Origin of the sequence: Halomonas sp. GD1P12 (genome assembly GCF_025725645.1) — a bacterium.
GTDB lineage: Bacteria > Pseudomonadota > Gammaproteobacteria > Pseudomonadales > Halomonadaceae > Vreelandella.
This window is the reverse complement of record NZ_CP107007.1, coordinates 3,045,043-3,057,942: the sequence shown is the minus strand read 5'-3', so window position 1 is coordinate 3,057,942 and position 12,900 is coordinate 3,045,043. Positions and strand designations below refer to the sequence as shown.

Annotated in this window: 21 protein-coding genes; all 21 read right to left on the bottom strand. The window is 63.3% G+C overall.

Annotated elements, in window-relative coordinates:
- Positions 1-236: 236 nt before the first annotated feature.
- The gene (locus OCT39_RS14035; RefSeq protein WP_263585081.1) at positions 237-413 is read right to left on the bottom strand and encodes a hypothetical protein; all 177 of its coding nucleotides are present in this window, start codon (positions 411-413) and stop codon (positions 237-239) included.
- A gap of 36 nt (positions 414-449) precedes the next feature.
- Positions 450-992 (bottom strand): DUF4376 domain-containing protein, encoded by a 543-nt coding sequence (locus tag OCT39_RS14030; RefSeq protein ID WP_263585080.1) that lies wholly within the window; start codon positions 990-992, stop codon positions 450-452.
- A gap of 8 nt (positions 993-1,000) precedes the next feature.
- Complete coding sequence (locus tag OCT39_RS14025) at positions 1,001-3,463, bottom strand: phage tail protein (RefSeq protein WP_263585079.1); 2,463 nt, start codon at positions 3,461-3,463, stop codon at positions 1,001-1,003.
- 4 nt (positions 3,464-3,467) lie between these two features.
- On the bottom strand, positions 3,468-4,154 hold the full coding sequence (locus tag OCT39_RS14020; RefSeq protein ID WP_263585078.1) for a phage tail protein I: 687 nt from the start codon (positions 4,152-4,154) through the stop codon (positions 3,468-3,470).
- On the bottom strand, positions 4,147-5,043 hold the full coding sequence (locus OCT39_RS14015) for a baseplate J/gp47 family protein (protein WP_263585077.1): 897 nt from the start codon (positions 5,041-5,043) through the stop codon (positions 4,147-4,149). Before OCT39_RS14015 ends, OCT39_RS14020 begins: the two co-directional genes overlap by 8 nt.
- Positions 5,040-5,378: a GPW/gp25 family protein gene (locus OCT39_RS14010; protein ID WP_263585076.1), complete on the bottom strand. Its 339-nt coding sequence runs from the start codon at positions 5,376-5,378 to the stop codon at positions 5,040-5,042. The genes OCT39_RS14015 and OCT39_RS14010 overlap by 4 nt, the downstream gene beginning before the upstream one ends.
- Positions 5,378-5,932, bottom strand: a complete 555-nt coding sequence (locus OCT39_RS14005; RefSeq protein WP_263585075.1) for a phage baseplate assembly protein V — start codon at positions 5,930-5,932, stop codon at positions 5,378-5,380. The genes OCT39_RS14010 and OCT39_RS14005 overlap by 1 nt, the downstream gene beginning before the upstream one ends.
- 73 nt (positions 5,933-6,005) lie before the next feature.
- On the bottom strand, positions 6,006-6,464 hold the full coding sequence (locus OCT39_RS14000; protein WP_263585074.1) for a phage virion morphogenesis protein: 459 nt from the start codon (positions 6,462-6,464) through the stop codon (positions 6,006-6,008).
- On the bottom strand, positions 6,461-6,946 hold the full coding sequence (locus OCT39_RS13995) for a phage tail protein (RefSeq protein WP_263585073.1): 486 nt from the start codon (positions 6,944-6,946) through the stop codon (positions 6,461-6,463). The genes OCT39_RS14000 and OCT39_RS13995 overlap by 4 nt, the downstream gene beginning before the upstream one ends.
- On the bottom strand, positions 6,943-7,356 hold the full coding sequence (locus OCT39_RS13990; protein WP_263585072.1) for a hypothetical protein: 414 nt from the start codon (positions 7,354-7,356) through the stop codon (positions 6,943-6,945). Before OCT39_RS13990 ends, OCT39_RS13995 begins: the two co-directional genes overlap by 4 nt.
- The gene (locus OCT39_RS13985) at positions 7,353-8,168 is read right to left on the bottom strand and encodes a hypothetical protein (RefSeq protein WP_263585071.1); all 816 of its coding nucleotides are present in this window, start codon (positions 8,166-8,168) and stop codon (positions 7,353-7,355) included. The genes OCT39_RS13990 and OCT39_RS13985 overlap by 4 nt, the downstream gene beginning before the upstream one ends.
- The gene (locus OCT39_RS13980) at positions 8,168-8,479 is read right to left on the bottom strand and encodes a hypothetical protein (RefSeq protein ID WP_263585070.1); all 312 of its coding nucleotides are present in this window, start codon (positions 8,477-8,479) and stop codon (positions 8,168-8,170) included. Before OCT39_RS13980 ends, OCT39_RS13985 begins: the two co-directional genes overlap by 1 nt.
- Positions 8,476-8,622: a hypothetical protein gene (locus tag OCT39_RS13975; RefSeq protein WP_263585069.1), complete on the bottom strand. Its 147-nt coding sequence runs from the start codon at positions 8,620-8,622 to the stop codon at positions 8,476-8,478. The genes OCT39_RS13980 and OCT39_RS13975 overlap by 4 nt, the downstream gene beginning before the upstream one ends.
- Positions 8,606-8,956 carry a hypothetical protein gene (locus OCT39_RS13970; protein WP_263585068.1) on the bottom strand — a complete coding sequence of 117 codons (351 nt, stop codon included), beginning with the start codon at positions 8,954-8,956 and terminating at the stop codon, positions 8,606-8,608. Before OCT39_RS13970 ends, OCT39_RS13975 begins: the two co-directional genes overlap by 17 nt.
- A complete protein-coding gene (locus OCT39_RS13965) occupies positions 8,953-9,765 on the bottom strand; it encodes an N-acetylmuramidase family protein (RefSeq protein WP_263585067.1) in 813 nt (270 codons plus the stop codon). Before OCT39_RS13965 ends, OCT39_RS13970 begins: the two co-directional genes overlap by 4 nt.
- The gene (locus OCT39_RS13960) at positions 9,765-10,037 is read right to left on the bottom strand and encodes a phage holin family protein (protein WP_263585066.1); all 273 of its coding nucleotides are present in this window, start codon (positions 10,035-10,037) and stop codon (positions 9,765-9,767) included. Before OCT39_RS13960 ends, OCT39_RS13965 begins: the two co-directional genes overlap by 1 nt.
- Positions 10,034-10,378, bottom strand: a complete 345-nt coding sequence (locus OCT39_RS13955) for a phage holin family protein (protein WP_263585065.1) — start codon at positions 10,376-10,378, stop codon at positions 10,034-10,036. The genes OCT39_RS13960 and OCT39_RS13955 overlap by 4 nt, the downstream gene beginning before the upstream one ends.
- A gap of 12 nt (positions 10,379-10,390) precedes the next feature.
- On the bottom strand, positions 10,391-10,606 hold the full coding sequence (locus tag OCT39_RS13950; RefSeq protein ID WP_263585064.1) for a tail protein X: 216 nt from the start codon (positions 10,604-10,606) through the stop codon (positions 10,391-10,393).
- The gene (locus OCT39_RS13945; RefSeq protein WP_263585063.1) at positions 10,603-11,073 is read right to left on the bottom strand and encodes a head completion/stabilization protein; all 471 of its coding nucleotides are present in this window, start codon (positions 11,071-11,073) and stop codon (positions 10,603-10,605) included. Before OCT39_RS13945 ends, OCT39_RS13950 begins: the two co-directional genes overlap by 4 nt.
- A gap of 113 nt (positions 11,074-11,186) precedes the next feature.
- Positions 11,187-11,867, bottom strand: a complete 681-nt coding sequence (gpM, locus tag OCT39_RS13940) for a phage terminase small subunit (RefSeq protein WP_263585062.1) — start codon at positions 11,865-11,867, stop codon at positions 11,187-11,189.
- A complete protein-coding gene (locus tag OCT39_RS13935) occupies positions 11,867-12,871 on the bottom strand; it encodes a phage major capsid protein, P2 family (RefSeq protein WP_263585061.1) in 1,005 nt (334 codons plus the stop codon). Before OCT39_RS13935 ends, gpM begins: the two co-directional genes overlap by 1 nt.
- Between the last annotated feature and the right edge of the window lie 29 nt (positions 12,872-12,900).

The following is a 12,900-nucleotide window of genomic DNA, read 5'->3' as shown; positions in this document are numbered from 1 at the left end:
GGGCGGGGTTCGCGCGGGAGGGTAGTGGCGGGCGTTGTGCGAAAAAGGCGGGACAGAAAGGGCATATCTCGAGTCAGTGCCCCTTATCACTAATAGCCATTAAAAAAGGAGGCTTTAGTGAAAAAACTTTCAACTTTTCTGGGGTTACTGATTCGAATTCTCGTATTAACGAATGTAGTGCTCGATCTCACTACAAAAATATGAATGAAAAGCCCGCCGATTGGCGGGCACTTAGTTTAGCGGGAGAGAGCTTCTTCGATGCGCTCACGCTGGGCTTGCGTCAATCCATCAGGCTCTTCGAGCCAGCGTTCCAGCGCTTCGCGAGAGCTATCGCGGTGAGTCGGATTGTGTTGATCGTCTAAATAGTCGATTAACCGATCAATGTCGCGATCGCTTGTTTTGATGATGTTCATAGTGGTCCTCCCGTGTTGAACACCACCATCGTGGTGTCACGACACCGTCGACGCCAATGCCTCTCCGAACGCCTGGGCGATATCAATCGCATAAAGCGCCTCGGCATCCTCCGCCGCAGTAATCTGCTCGCTCACGCGCCGTTCGGCTTTGAAGCATCCCTGGACGTGGAGCGCGACCGCTTGAGCGATCGGGCGTAGCTCGGTTTCAGTGACCGTGATCCAGCCGTCCGGGCCTTTCCAGTCGATCGACTCCACGAACGGTGTGACCAGCGTTTGGTACGCGCCTGTGAGCTGGGCCTGGCTTTCACGGTCGGTGTGAACGCGCGAGCCGTTGGGGAGCTCCATACCGCCGGTTTCGACAGTATGTCGATGCTCGGCCAAGCGAGCCTTGAGCTGATCGCGAAGGTAGTCGAGCGTGGGCGGCTGAACTTTACCTCTATCGACGATGTAGTCGTCCGTCAAATACTCGATCATCTCATCGTTGACAGGTATCCAGATCACGTTGGGGTGATAGCGACCCGTAGGATCGACGTTGATCAGCTCCGCTAAACGGTTATCAGTGTCAAAACGTGCGTGCATGACAATTCCTAGATTTTTTCAGCATGGTGAGGGAACGAGCGACCTGGGCCCCATATGATTCGAACAGCACCTCTTCCTCCGTCTCCGCCTCGATTTCCGGCGGAGGTTGGCAACCCTCCACCGCCGCCGTATTCTCCGCCGGCGGCTCCGTTTGGATTGCTTTGCTGGCCGTTCGTACCATTACTGCCACCCTTTCCTCCTGGTGATGTCGATGTACCGCCGGCCCCACTTGGGCCTTCACCGAACAGCCCGACTCCGCCGCCACTGCCTTTTGGTGAGCTATAAGTGCCAGTTTTGTTACCACCGCCACCACCGCCTCCCACTCCATCCTCGCTACCGCCGGTTACAGAGCCACCGTTGCCTCCGTCACCCGAATATCCCGCAGCACCGCCAGCGGCTCCCAAGTGATTACCATGGCCTCCTCTGCCTCCAGCGCCTCCCTCACCTTGTCCGCCCAGTCCGTTAATGCCGCCTCGCCCACCGAATGCCGAGATCCATTCGCCTACCGAGGATGTTCCTCCTGTTCGGCTGGAAGTTGATGAGCCATACAAAGCAGCGCCTGAACCGCCACGTCCAACGACTACCGGTATCGCTTGACCCGGAACGACCTCTATATCATTGATATATCGCAGGCCTCCGCCACCCCCGGAGTAGGGAGACCTGTTGTCGTCTTTAGCTCTATGATGCGCACCACCGCCACCGCCAACCGCGACGGCACAGATGGAGATCACGCCATAGGGCACGATAAATACATGCTGTCCGGGCTCGTCGAAAACGACCTCGCCAACACTGGGTCCGGTCGTGAACGACGACGATTTTGACCACGCTGTCGGGCCGGTCATTGCGCCGCGATAGCGAACGCGAACGTCATAAGCAGTGAACGGAGTTAGCCGTTCGCTGATCGCGTTCCAGCTCGATAAATGCTCGCCACTATTGACGACACTCGCGATGAGCTTATTGCTTTCTGGGTCTCTCAATTCCCAATCAGACGCGATATGCGTATCACCCCCAGCAGGGAAATTGAACGGGGACGCCGTCACCGCAACACCGGCGTGAAACGGCACGTTATCCGTGTTTTCGCGAGGCGAAGTGATCTGTGGCTGCGCGGCGGTATTGGTTGTTGTAAACGTGACCACCTGCCAATCTGTAGCTCCTAGCTGTTGGCCTGTCTGCCGATAGCGAGCGTACAGCGGAGTATGGATGGGCAATACTTCGGAAACCGTAATCGACGTGAGATTTACCGTGTTCTCTAGTGACTGCCAAACGATGTCCGCGAACATCGCATCCTTAGCGATCTGCCAGTCCGCACTCGCCGGGCTATCAGCATTGCGAGGGTATGTTCGAAACGGCGTGGCCTGCAGAGTGGGCATGAGCGACACTCCGGTGTCGTTCATGCCAGGGTAGATCCACTGCGGCATTGCAATCGCCTGGGCCCCAACCGCGATTTCGTATGTCACCCCTGAACCGTCACGCGTGACGTCGAGATCTAGCGCGCCGTCTGGTTCCTCCGCTCCCAACGTCAGCGTGACGGTATCGCCAGCGCGGCTGGCGTCTCCACGGCTTGCAGCCACCTCGTAGCTGGCAAATGCATCGAAATCGGTGATTTGGAATGCATTGGTGCTGCCCGGATAAACTAGCGATGGCCCCGACAGCGAGACACGGGGGATCACGATCTCGCCCATCTCTTCGTTGCGAACGAACAGCACCTCGTCGCCTGCTTCGAGCGCGATATTGATACGCACTTGGGTTTCGCCGAGCGGTGTCCAGTCGCCGCGCGGCAGGCGTTGGCCGTTCACATACACCGCTAGGCCGCGCGTTGTGACTTTCGTCAGCCGGAAGGTGAGTTGTTCAGCGACGGCGATCCGTCGCTCTTCGAGCGAGTCGACCGCGATATTGATGCCCTCGGCGGGGTCATACCATTCGACGTCGCCCTCGGCATTACTGCGCTTGCGGGGCAACTGGTGAGTGGTTCCGCCTTCAGGCATCAAGTGCGGTCGGATCGTATCGATGTCTTGCTTGGTGGCAATCGTGATGTAGTCGTTGATACGCGCCGTGACGTTCTGCGCGTTGCCTACCACGGTGTAGAGATCGAATACGTTTTCGACGAGTGTGGCGCCGCCGCCGGCGGGCAGGAAATCGGGCTGGTCGCCGGCGTTGGTGTAGCTGTAGAGCTGCTCGGTGCCAGTGTCCGGGTCTTCGGCGAACACGCCGAGCTCGCGCACGAAAAATCCATCCTCGAGCGACTCATTGGTCATGATCACGCGCATGCGCGAGGTGCCGTCGCCGACGACTTCGAACTCTTGGATGCTAAGCGACAAAAGCTCGCTGTCGAGCGCGGTCATCGCGTCGGGGGCGCTGCTCGTGCCGTCGCCGAGGGCGACGCGGGTGAACGTGAGCGCCGCGCCTATCTGCGCTTTTGCCTGGAGCTGTCGGCCTTGCCGGGTCAGTACCAGACCGGGGAAGTTGGCCATAGGGTTAACCTCGTATGGTGGTGTGGCGGTAGTCGTGGAAGGCGGTGGCGTGGATGCCCATCGCGTCGGCTGTACTCAGGCGCAGTTGCCAAGGGGCGATGCGGTACCGGGCGGCGGCGTGCTGGACGGCGGCCACTCTTACCGTTTGGGGCGCGCTTTGCGGCGTTGCCGGGCGTGGCCCCATGCGGGTGTGGTTGCCCTGGGCCGTGACGGTGGCCACCGTGACACCCGATTCGAGACGGCTGCGAATGACGATGGCCTCCAGCCAGCTACGCGCGTTCTTCGATGACTCGATCAGGCGAGTCAGGCGCTGGTAGTCGCGCGAGCTTGTGAACGCACCTTCGCTGACGACGCGAAAGTGGAAGGGCTCGCCGCCGTAGTCGAACCACTCCTGCACTTCGGCATCATCGAAAACGAGATCGACCGCGCGCTGGACCGCAGCGGCGGTGCCCTTGTGACGGTGCAGGTAAACCGCGGCATCGATGGCGTTGCGCTTTTGCTGTTCGCTCCACTCTGCGTCCCATTCATCGACCGACATTGCCCAAGCGAGCCACGGCAGAAGCCGTTCAGGGCATTCCTGCGGCCGCCAGAGTTCGCGGATGGGCACGGTAATCGTATCGGGGCGGCTGAGCGTTTCACTCACCGCCCGTTCCTGGGGCGTCGCGTTGGGCGGTAACAGGTGGTTAACCATTGGCCACCTCGCTGGTCAGCTCGATGCCGGCACAGTAGGGCGCTTGCTTGCGGGTCGTCGTGATGGTGGCCAATGGGCTGAACAGCTCGACCCGCTGGACGCCGGGCTGGTGGAGCGCGGCGTAGACGCCGGACAGCGTGACCTGGGCGCCGATGCGGTGCTGATCCTCGGCGTAGGCCGTGACCGCGGCCATGGCGTTTTCGCGCACGACGGCGGCTTCCGGGCCGGGGAGTATGTGCAGCGTGGCGTGAATGGCGTAGTCGATGATCTCTGCGCTGATCGCGGTGGGGTTGTCGGTCAGCGGGCGGGTTTCGGTGGCGTTCACCGCGGCGTTGACGGTGGCCAGGAGCTCGGCCGGGGCCATGCCGTTTTCCATGTGCGAAAGCACGACCACGGTCACTTCGCCGGGCGCTTCGCTGAAAGCATCGGCGTCTTTCACATCCCCGCTGGCACTGAGTGCGTGGTAGATGTAGGCGCGTTCCGGGCCAGCGGTACTGAGCCCATCGAGTGAGAGCAGCACGCGGCGGCGCAGGGCATTGTTGCGTTCGAACGTGGGCGGTACCGGCGGGGTGGCGTTCGGGGCGCCGGGGTCGATCTGCAAACGCTCGACGTCGAACAGTGCGGCGAGGTGTTCGAGGTCATCGCCCTGGGCATAGGCGAGCATTACTGACTTTGCGGCTTCGTTGATGCGCTGGCGTAGGAGCAGCTCGCGGTACGCGGCGACCTCGAGCAGCTTGGTGAGCGGCTCGCTTTCGAGGGTGAGCGTGTCGGCGAGATCGGGGTCGCGGCTGGTCAGGTCGGCGGCGAGCTCGGTGAAAATGGTTTCGTAGTCGAGCGGCTCGATCACCGCCGGGGCGGGGAGCCTTGAAAGATCGATGGGCGTGTTCATGCGACCGGTACTCCTACGTTGAGCGGCTCGCCGTCGGGGGTTTTCCCCAACAGCTCGAGCGTGGCGGCGCCGGGCTGTTGGGTGCTGACGATTCGGCGGGTACCGGTGATTTTGATACGGGGTTCCCAGCGGCTCACGGCGATAACGGTGGCGGCGTAAACCTGCATCAAGAGCGCGTCGCTCATGGGGCGATCAAGCAGCTCGGGGACGAGGCTGCCGTAGTCGCGGCGCATGACGCGTGAGCCGATGGGTGTGGTGATAATGTCGGCGACGCTTTGGCGGATGTGGTCGAGGCCGTCGAGGTGCTGGCCAGTGGTGGCGTTCATGCCGGGCATTAGTTGGGCGCTCCTGTATTTCCGGGGCCGGGCTGAATGCCGCCGTGGGTGTGGTCGCTGCCGACGTTTTTGCCGTTGTGGGTTTTCGTGCCGCCGGTTTGGGTATCGCTGCCTTTGCGTGTCAGGTTGCCGGTGTGGGCGATGTTGCCGTGCCACTGGGTGCCGCCGGGGGCGTGGATCTCGATCGAGCCGGGTAGGTTGATGCGCACGACCTGGCGGGCGTGGTCGTATTCGATCAGGCCACCATCGGGAAACAGGCGGCTGATGACGCCGGGGTCGTGGCTGGGCGGCGGCGCGCTGAGCTGAAACAGGCTAGCCATGGCGAAGGCGTTGGCTGTGTCGCCGCCGGGCGAGAAAAGCACGCACTGTTCACCTACTGTGGGCGGGCTCCAATCGCGTGTAGCTCCGGCGCGGGCGGTGATCCATGGCACCCACGCGGTCAGTAGCTCGCCGGATTTGATGCGCACACGGGCGCTTTTGTGATCGACTTGGGCAACAGAGCCCAAGCGGATAACGTTTTCAATCAGGCGGAGTAGTTCGGCGGCGTTGTTCATGGGGCCATGCTGCAAGGCTTTCGCGCGGGTGGGTAGCGGCGGGCGTTGTGCCGCGTGGGCAGGACAAGCCCGGCTATGCGCCGGGCGGGGTGAGGTGGTTGAGGACGCTTTCGGCGATATGGTTTCGATCCGCGGCGGTGATGCCGACGAGCTCGCGGCGGGCGTAGCGGTGCATGGGGCCGCCGGGTTCGACGCGGTCGCGTAGGCCGTAGTGGTGAACGCGGGCGATTTTGGCGACGCGGCCGGTGAACTGGACCGCCGCTTCGTCGGCGCTGGTTTTGATGCGCAGGTGTTTGGCGGTGCGGAGTTTCGTGAACATTGCTTTACGGCGGACCTGGCCGCGCCGGCCGCGTAGCTCGGTGCGGGGCTCGTAAGGCGTGCCGTCGGGGTTGGTCTGGGCTTTGATGCGCTCGCGGTTCGCGATGCGCAAGTCGCGAGCGACGTTGCGGGCGAGCACGCGGCGCTCTTTGGGGGTGAGTTTGTCGATCAGTGGCGTGAGCCATTCGTCGAGCTGTTGGAGATTGTCGCTCATGCGGGGCTATCCCATTCGGCTTCGAGCGTGTAGTCGGCGTTGCCGGGGTGTTTGATGTTCAACTGCCAACGCTTGGCCGGGCAGGCGTCGACCGGGTAGGCGGGCATGCGGTGCTCGGTGTCGATGCGGCCGGTGTCGCAGTCGACCTTGGCGACGACGCGCTCGGTGAGGCGCACGGTTAGCGCGAGGTCCCAGTGGGTGTTGTTCAGAATCTCGGCTTCGATCTGGACGGCTTCATCTTCCGGTAGATCCGGCTGGTAGGTGTTGAGCCACTGCAAGAGCGGAATCATGACCGTGTCGAGGCTGCCGGTGTAGTCGGTGATGAGGATCTGGGCGTCCACCGTGTACTGGTGGCTGAGGTTTTGGCCCCGAGCGAATTTGATGCGGCCGTCGTTGACGAAGGTGTGGAGGCATTCGGGGTTGCGGCGCAGCTCGGCGACGGCGCCGAGCAGGTGCTGGCGGAGGGATTGGAGTTTGATCATTTGGCGTCGTCCTGCTGGGGGATGAGCGTTAGGCCGAGCGCGGCGATGTGGTCGTGGGCGCTTTGCAGCCGGTCGCCCTTGATGACGGCGAGGATATTGGGGGTGGCTTGCACCGGGTGTTCGAGCGTTCCGATTCGCAATAGGGCCTGAGCTTCTCGGGCGGCGGCGAGGTCGACGTTGGGTGCGAAGTCAGGGGCGACCAGCTGAGTTTCTGCACCGTCGAGGAATTTCTCTTTGACGACGGTCGACACCAGGGCGTACTGGTTGCCGTGCGGGTCTTGAGCGTTGATAGCGGTGAAGGTGTGATCGTCTGAGGCGGATTCGCCCAGGCATAGCGCGAGCTGATTCGCTTCATACGTGTGGGCGGGGGGAGCGGGGATCGTGACGCGCCAAGTGTATTCAGTATTCATGGACGCAGCCCCGCGAGATAGTCCAAAACGGGTTGTTCTTTATCGGGATTCATTTTTTGCTCACGCAACATCAAGCCATAGATATTCATGTCTGCCGATGAGCCACCGCCGGGATAGGCGAACAGCGACTGGGCGTTATCGAGCCCGCTGCTACTCGCTTCGATGCTGTTCGTATACTCCGTTGATTGATCGCTTGTTCTAACGCGCATGTACAGCCCGCTCATATTGAGCCGCTGGGCCTTTGAGGCGTTAATGCTCAACGACGACGGCGTGTCGATATTTTGAAAATTACGCCGCCAGCGACCGTCGCTGCGAAAATGTACGTAGCCCGGCCCGTTGCCGGAGATAAAAATCGAGGTGCCGCTCGAGCCGGTGTACTCACCCGCTATAAACACGCACCCGCCCGCCACGTTAATCGAGTCAATGTTGTAAAACGCACCGCCCGCGGTATCTATCCAGTGATGCCCATTGCCATCCGTTCGATAGACGCCACGCTTTGCGCTGACGTCCTGCCACACGCGCTTATTACCAGCAGTCACTTCCCATAGACCTACAGGATCGCCGTTATACCTCACGGGGACGGTGCCCGCTGCGTCCTGCCACAACACTTGCTTGCCCAGCACTATAGGCTGGGGGATAAGTAGCGCGCCTGGCTCGCTCGCGCCGAACATCTCTTCAATCAGTGCGCGTAACGGCGCGTCCGGGTCGACTACCGGCGGCACTGGGGGCGGCGGCGCCATGCCGCCGAGGCGGTGGCCGAACGGTGAGCCGATCGGCTGGGCGATGGGGGTGGTGATCGCGGGCGTGATCATTATTCGCCCCGCTTGAATACACGGCGGTAGGTGGACGCGCCGTCGCTTTCCAGCCAGACGTCGAGGCTTGGCGCCGCGGCGCCGCTGAGGCGGACGCGGACGGTCAGCGGGGCGGCGTTGAGTACGTGAAGGCCGGGGCTATCGAGTTGGCCCCCGGCGATGGGGAGCCAGCCGCTTTTATCGGGGAGCTGGGCTTCTACCGCGAGGGTGCCGCCGCCGAGGTTGCCTGCGACGTAGATGTTGAGCAGTTTTCCCGGGTGTTGGTAGTCGCCGCTCGTGCCGTTTTCGGCCTGGTTCGAGAACAGTCTCATGGGGTTTCCTCTAATACGTTGACCAGCCCGTTATGGCGGGTTGCGCAGCGTTGATACTGCGCCGCCCATTCGCTCATGGTGAGCGCGACGTCTTCACCGGTGCCGGTGGTGAGCAGCGGCAGCACGCTAGGGCAGCGTTGCATCAGGGTCTGTTGAATCGGGCGCGGTTCCGGCGGCGGCGTGGTTGAGCAGGCGGATAGCATCAGGCTCCAGGCACACGCGCTGATAAATCGGCTTTTGAATTTCACGGATGATTCCTCGGTCGATGATGCGCTCGTTGGCCGTGAGTTCGGCGAGGCGGGCTTCGACGTTCGCGGCGATCTCGGATTCGCGGGCGAGGCTGGCGTCGATGGCCTGGCGGGCGGCGCGTTCGGCGGTGAGGGCGTGGCTTTGGTTTTGCCAGTTCGACACTTGCCAGCCGGCGGTGAAGGTGGCCGCCAGCGCGGCGGCGCTGGCGAGTAGGGTGAGCTTGTTCATGCCGCTTGCCTCAGTTCCTGAGCGTGACGGCGGTAGGCGGCGGCGAGTTTGGTGTCGTAGTCGTTCGCGGCGTAGTTGGGGCCGTTGTAGCGGCGGGCGAAGTCGGCCCAGTCGCGGCGGCGCAGGGCGGCGTGGATCGCGCGGTCGGCTTCGATGAAGCGGACGAAGGCGACCATTTGATTGGCTTCGTCGGTGCTCATTTCAACGGCGTAGTGAGCGGCGGAGGCGTAGCCCAGGCGCTGCCAGTGGAATCCCATGATTTGGAAAAGCCCCCAGCTCGCGGCCTCGATCGAGGCGGCGTCGTGGATCTCTGCGGCGCGTTCGCGTCGGCTGTGTTCGCGGTAGCCGCCCACGTAGCCGCCGGGGCTGGCGTTGACGATATCGGGCTGGGTGCGCTGGTAGGGCACCGGGTTGATGCCGTGGTGTTGCAGTTGGCGGCGCATGATGTGGCGTTCGAACAGGATGACCGGCTGGCCGTTACGGGGGCCGCCGAGGTGGAATCCCTTGCCGCGGCTTTCGACTTCGTTCACGGCCATGACGGCGGCGAGTTCGACGCCGAGGCGCTGGGCGGCGTTGACGAGGTCGATCTGGCGGAGCATCTGGCCGCTTTGCTGGCCGTGCAGCGCGGCGCGGGTTTTGGGTCCAGCGATGCCGTCGGCCACCAGACCGTGGTCACGTTGATAAAGGCGGACGGCGCGCTCGGTGTTGGGGCCGAAGTCGCCGTCGATGCTGACCGGATACCCGGCTCTAGTGAGTTCGCGTTGTAGCGCGGTGACGCTGGGACCGATGGAGCCGTGGCGTAGCAGCATTAGAGCCTCCGTAGGGGGCGGATAAGATGGGCGACGTTGCCGCCGGTGCGTAGCAGGCCGATGGCGAGCGCGACCATGGCGGCGGCGATGAGCCAGCGGGCGACTTCATTGGGTGGCGGGCCGAAAATCGCGAGGCAGGTCGTGACGGCGATGATCGCCCAAGCGGTGAAGGCGACGCCGGGGCGGTAGCGCCCGGCGCGGCGGCGGAAGGTGAGCAGCCGCGCAATCACGATCAGCGCGGCGCCCAGCGTGATGGCGTAGGCGATGGTCACTTGCGGCCTCCGAGCCAGGCCTTGAGGTCGAGCGTTTTGACTCCCTCGATCGCTCGCAGCCCGGCGGTGACGGATACGGCGGATGCGATGAACGCCGCGACGGCTGAATGCTCGAGCATGCCGCCGAGGGTGGCGGGGCCGCCGAGGTACCCCACGCAAAAACTGATGAACAGGTACGCCGCGCGCTCGAGGAGCCCGAGTTCCTTGGCGCTGATGACGAAGAGCGTGGCGCCGCAAAAGGCGCCGACGACGGCGTTGGCATCGATGCCGGGTAGCAGGCCGATCACCACGGCGGCGAGGCTGGCGGTTCCGGCGGCGGCCATGGTGGATGGTTCGGCCATGTGTTCCCCTTTTCAGCTCCAGAGCTGGATTTTTGGTTTGACGGTTTCGCGGGTGTCCGGCGGCGGCGGTAGCGTGACCGGGGTTCCCTCTTTCAGCACCGGGCCCTGGTCGGCGAGGTGCGGGTTGAGCTGTAGCGTTTGCTCGGTGATCGCTGCGGTTTTGCCGTAGACGCGGTAGAGCAGGGCGTCGACCGTCTCGCCCTGGTGGGCGCGAATGAGCCGGTTCATATCAGCTCGACGGTGGTGTGCCGGCGGCCGGTGAGCTCGGCGATGGCCTCGCGGGCGTCGGCGCGGTAGTCGTCGGCGGCGAGATCCTTGGCTTCGCCGCGCTCGTCGCCCTTGGTGGTCGCCGAGTGGTCGCGGTAGCGCTCGAGGAGATCCGCCTGGGCCTGGGCGTAGACGGCGCGCAGGTAGAGCAACTCGATGTCGCCGGGGGACTGCCACGGCTCGGGCGGGATCGCGTCCCACGCCATGCGTCCGGCGTCGAGCTGCTCGCACTGGTAGTCGGCGAGTTGGCGGTTGATGTCGGCGGTGGCGGCGCGCAGCGATTGCCGGATACGCACGTCGGTCACGCCGGTGACGCGCTCTTCGTCGCGGAAGGCGCTGGGGTCGATGTCGGGCCAGAAGCCGTTGTTGGTAATGGGCTCCAGCGTGGGGCTGGGGGCGTTCGTGTTGTAAGGCCCGCTTGCATTCATGTGGCCACCTGTTTTCCGAGCGGTTTAAGAAGGGGGTGGACCGCTTCGCGCGTGGCTTGAAGCCCTTGCTTGGCGGTGCCCCCTTGCCGTCGGGGTGCGACTCGGTTGGGTGGCTAGGCGCTTGCCTTGCCACCAGCGTTCTTGATAAGGCGTTCGAGCTGCTGGATGTCCTGCTTGACGCCGATGCGCTCGTTGAGCGCGAGGGCTTCTTTCAGCTGCGCGAGCGCGCCTTCGTGATCGTCGGCGGCGCGCAGGGCGTAGCCGTAGCTCTTGTGGAGCTTCGCCTTGATCTGATCGTGCATGTCGTGGTCGCCGACGGTGGCGACGGTGCGGGCCATGACGTTTGCGAGGGCGTCGGCGTCGGCGCCTTCCTGCTCGAGCTGCGCTTTCACGCCTTCGGCGATCTCTTCGGCGAGGATGCTCACCGTGTCGCGATCGTACTGGTCGGGCGTGTCGAGGTCGTGTTTCACGGCGTAGGTTCCAATCTCGAGGGCTTTTCCGAATTCGCCGATGTCGATGCACCAGATCATCATCGTCATGAGCACGTCGTCTTTGGCTCCGGCGCCTTCGGCGAGCACGCCGTCGACGTAGGGCAGGAAGTCCGGCAGCACTTCGCGCTTTTTCTCGATCTTGGCTTGAATCGATTTGATGCCCTTGAGCGTGCGGCGGGCTTCGTAGAGCGCGGCGGCGTGGAGCTCGTATTGCTCGCCGGTTTGGGGCTGGCCGGGCTTGGCGGCCCCCGCCGCTTTCGCGGCGGTGACGCGCTCGAAGTGCTTGCGAGCGGGGCTTTTCATTACGCGCCCTCCTGACCTGCTTCGCTGATGCCTTCGACCAGGCAGCCGAAGCCGTAGTCTTCGACGACGTAGTCGTCGTTCGAGCTTTCATAGTTCTCGATGCGGTTGCGCTTGGGGTTGTCGATCACGTAGCGGCGGCGGCTGCCGAGCTGCCAGTAGAGCGACAGGTTGGCGAGCGAGGTGATCATCACGGCACCGTCGGGCACGAACGGGGCGCGCACCGCTTGCAAGCCGCCGACGCGCTTCTGGCTGATCATCAGGTCCATCGCGCGGGCTTCGGTTGGGGTTTCTGCGTGCTGCTGGATCAGCGGGAAATACTTATCCGCCAACATTTTTCGGCCCATGATCGCGACGAGCTGGGTGTCTTCGCGGTACCAAGGGTCGATCATCTCGTTGACGGCGTCGAACACCAGGGCATCGAGGTTGGCGTAGTCGCCACCGGCGCCGACTGTGACGCCTTTCAGCACACGGGCGGCGGCGTGGTCGCGGTATTTCTGGAGCCAGCCCTTGTTGACGTCCTCGAGCATCGGGTTGGCGGCGCGGTCGGTCTCGATCGCGGCGCGCTCGCCGTTGAAGCCGATCATGATTCGGTCGAGGGCCTGGCGGCGGAGGATTGCGTTGCGCAGGCGCGCCTGGAAGTCCGGAAAGCGCGACCAGGCGTCGAGCTGCGCCCAGCGGATGTGGGTGTCGAACTCGGTGCTGACGCACTCGTAGTTCTCGGCGCTCAGCTCGGCGACGTCGCGGGTTTGGCGTTCCTTCTGCTCGACGTTGGTACGCGAGGCGATGGGGCCGGAGACGCCGAGGCCGACCTTTTGGCCCTTGATCTCGTCGACGCCGATCATGTTGATCTGGCTGAGAAACTCGCTTGATTCCTGCATGCGGGTTTCGAGCGTCTGCTGGACGCTGGGCGTGACGTTGAACTGTTCGCTGGTGTTTTCGACGCCGTTCAGCTTGGCGAGCTGGGCCTTGAACTGGTTGAGTTTTTGGCGTGTATCGTTGCGCATTGATGTTCCCTTGAGTGTTGGACGGTGGC

Coding starts and splice junctions, on each gene's coding strand:
- OCT39_RS14010 (WP_263585076.1), bottom strand. CDS start 5,378: ATGCCCGGCATGAACGCCACCACTGGCCAGCACCTCGACGGCCTCGAC.
- OCT39_RS13975 (WP_263585069.1), bottom strand. CDS start 8,622: ATGCAACGCTGCCCTAGCGTGCTGCCGCTGCTCACCACCGGCACCGGT.
- OCT39_RS14020 (WP_263585078.1), bottom strand. CDS start 4,154: ATGGTTAACCACCTGTTACCGCCCAACGCGACGCCCCAGGAACGGGCG.
- OCT39_RS14005 (WP_263585075.1), bottom strand. CDS start 5,932: ATGAACAACGCCGCCGAACTACTCCGCCTGATTGAAAACGTTATCCGC.
- OCT39_RS13990 (WP_263585072.1), bottom strand. CDS start 7,356: ATGAATACTGAATACACTTGGCGCGTCACGATCCCCGCTCCCCCCGCC.
- gpM (WP_263585062.1), bottom strand. CDS start 11,867: ATGAAAAGCCCCGCTCGCAAGCACTTCGAGCGCGTCACCGCCGCGAAA.
- OCT39_RS14025 (WP_263585079.1), bottom strand. CDS start 3,463: ATGGCCAACTTCCCCGGTCTGGTACTGACCCGGCAAGGCCGACAGCTC.
- OCT39_RS14015 (WP_263585077.1), bottom strand. CDS start 5,043: ATGAACACGCCCATCGATCTTTCAAGGCTCCCCGCCCCGGCGGTGATC.
- OCT39_RS14030 (WP_263585080.1), bottom strand. CDS start 992: ATGCACGCACGTTTTGACACTGATAACCGTTTAGCGGAGCTGATCAAC.
- OCT39_RS13955 (WP_263585065.1), bottom strand. CDS start 10,378: ATGGCCGAACCATCCACCATGGCCGCCGCCGGAACCGCCAGCCTCGCC.
- OCT39_RS13965 (WP_263585067.1), bottom strand. CDS start 9,765: ATGCTGCTACGCCACGGCTCCATCGGTCCCAGCGTCACCGCGCTACAA.
- OCT39_RS13935 (WP_263585061.1), bottom strand. CDS start 12,871: ATGCGCAACGATACACGCCAAAAACTCAACCAGTTCAAGGCCCAGCTC.
- OCT39_RS14000 (WP_263585074.1), bottom strand. CDS start 6,464: ATGAGCGACAATCTCCAACAGCTCGACGAATGGCTCACGCCACTGATC.
- OCT39_RS13995 (WP_263585073.1), bottom strand. CDS start 6,946: ATGATCAAACTCCAATCCCTCCGCCAGCACCTGCTCGGCGCCGTCGCC.
- OCT39_RS13985 (WP_263585071.1), bottom strand. CDS start 8,168: ATGATCACGCCCGCGATCACCACCCCCATCGCCCAGCCGATCGGCTCA.
- OCT39_RS13970 (WP_263585068.1), bottom strand. CDS start 8,956: ATGAACAAGCTCACCCTACTCGCCAGCGCCGCCGCGCTGGCGGCCACC.
- OCT39_RS13980 (WP_263585070.1), bottom strand. CDS start 8,479: ATGAGACTGTTCTCGAACCAGGCCGAAAACGGCACGAGCGGCGACTAC.
- OCT39_RS13945 (WP_263585063.1), bottom strand. CDS start 11,073: ATGAATGCAAGCGGGCCTTACAACACGAACGCCCCCAGCCCCACGCTG.
- OCT39_RS13950 (WP_263585064.1), bottom strand. CDS start 10,606: ATGAACCGGCTCATTCGCGCCCACCAGGGCGAGACGGTCGACGCCCTG.
- OCT39_RS14035 (WP_263585081.1), bottom strand. CDS start 413: ATGAACATCATCAAAACAAGCGATCGCGACATTGATCGGTTAATCGAC.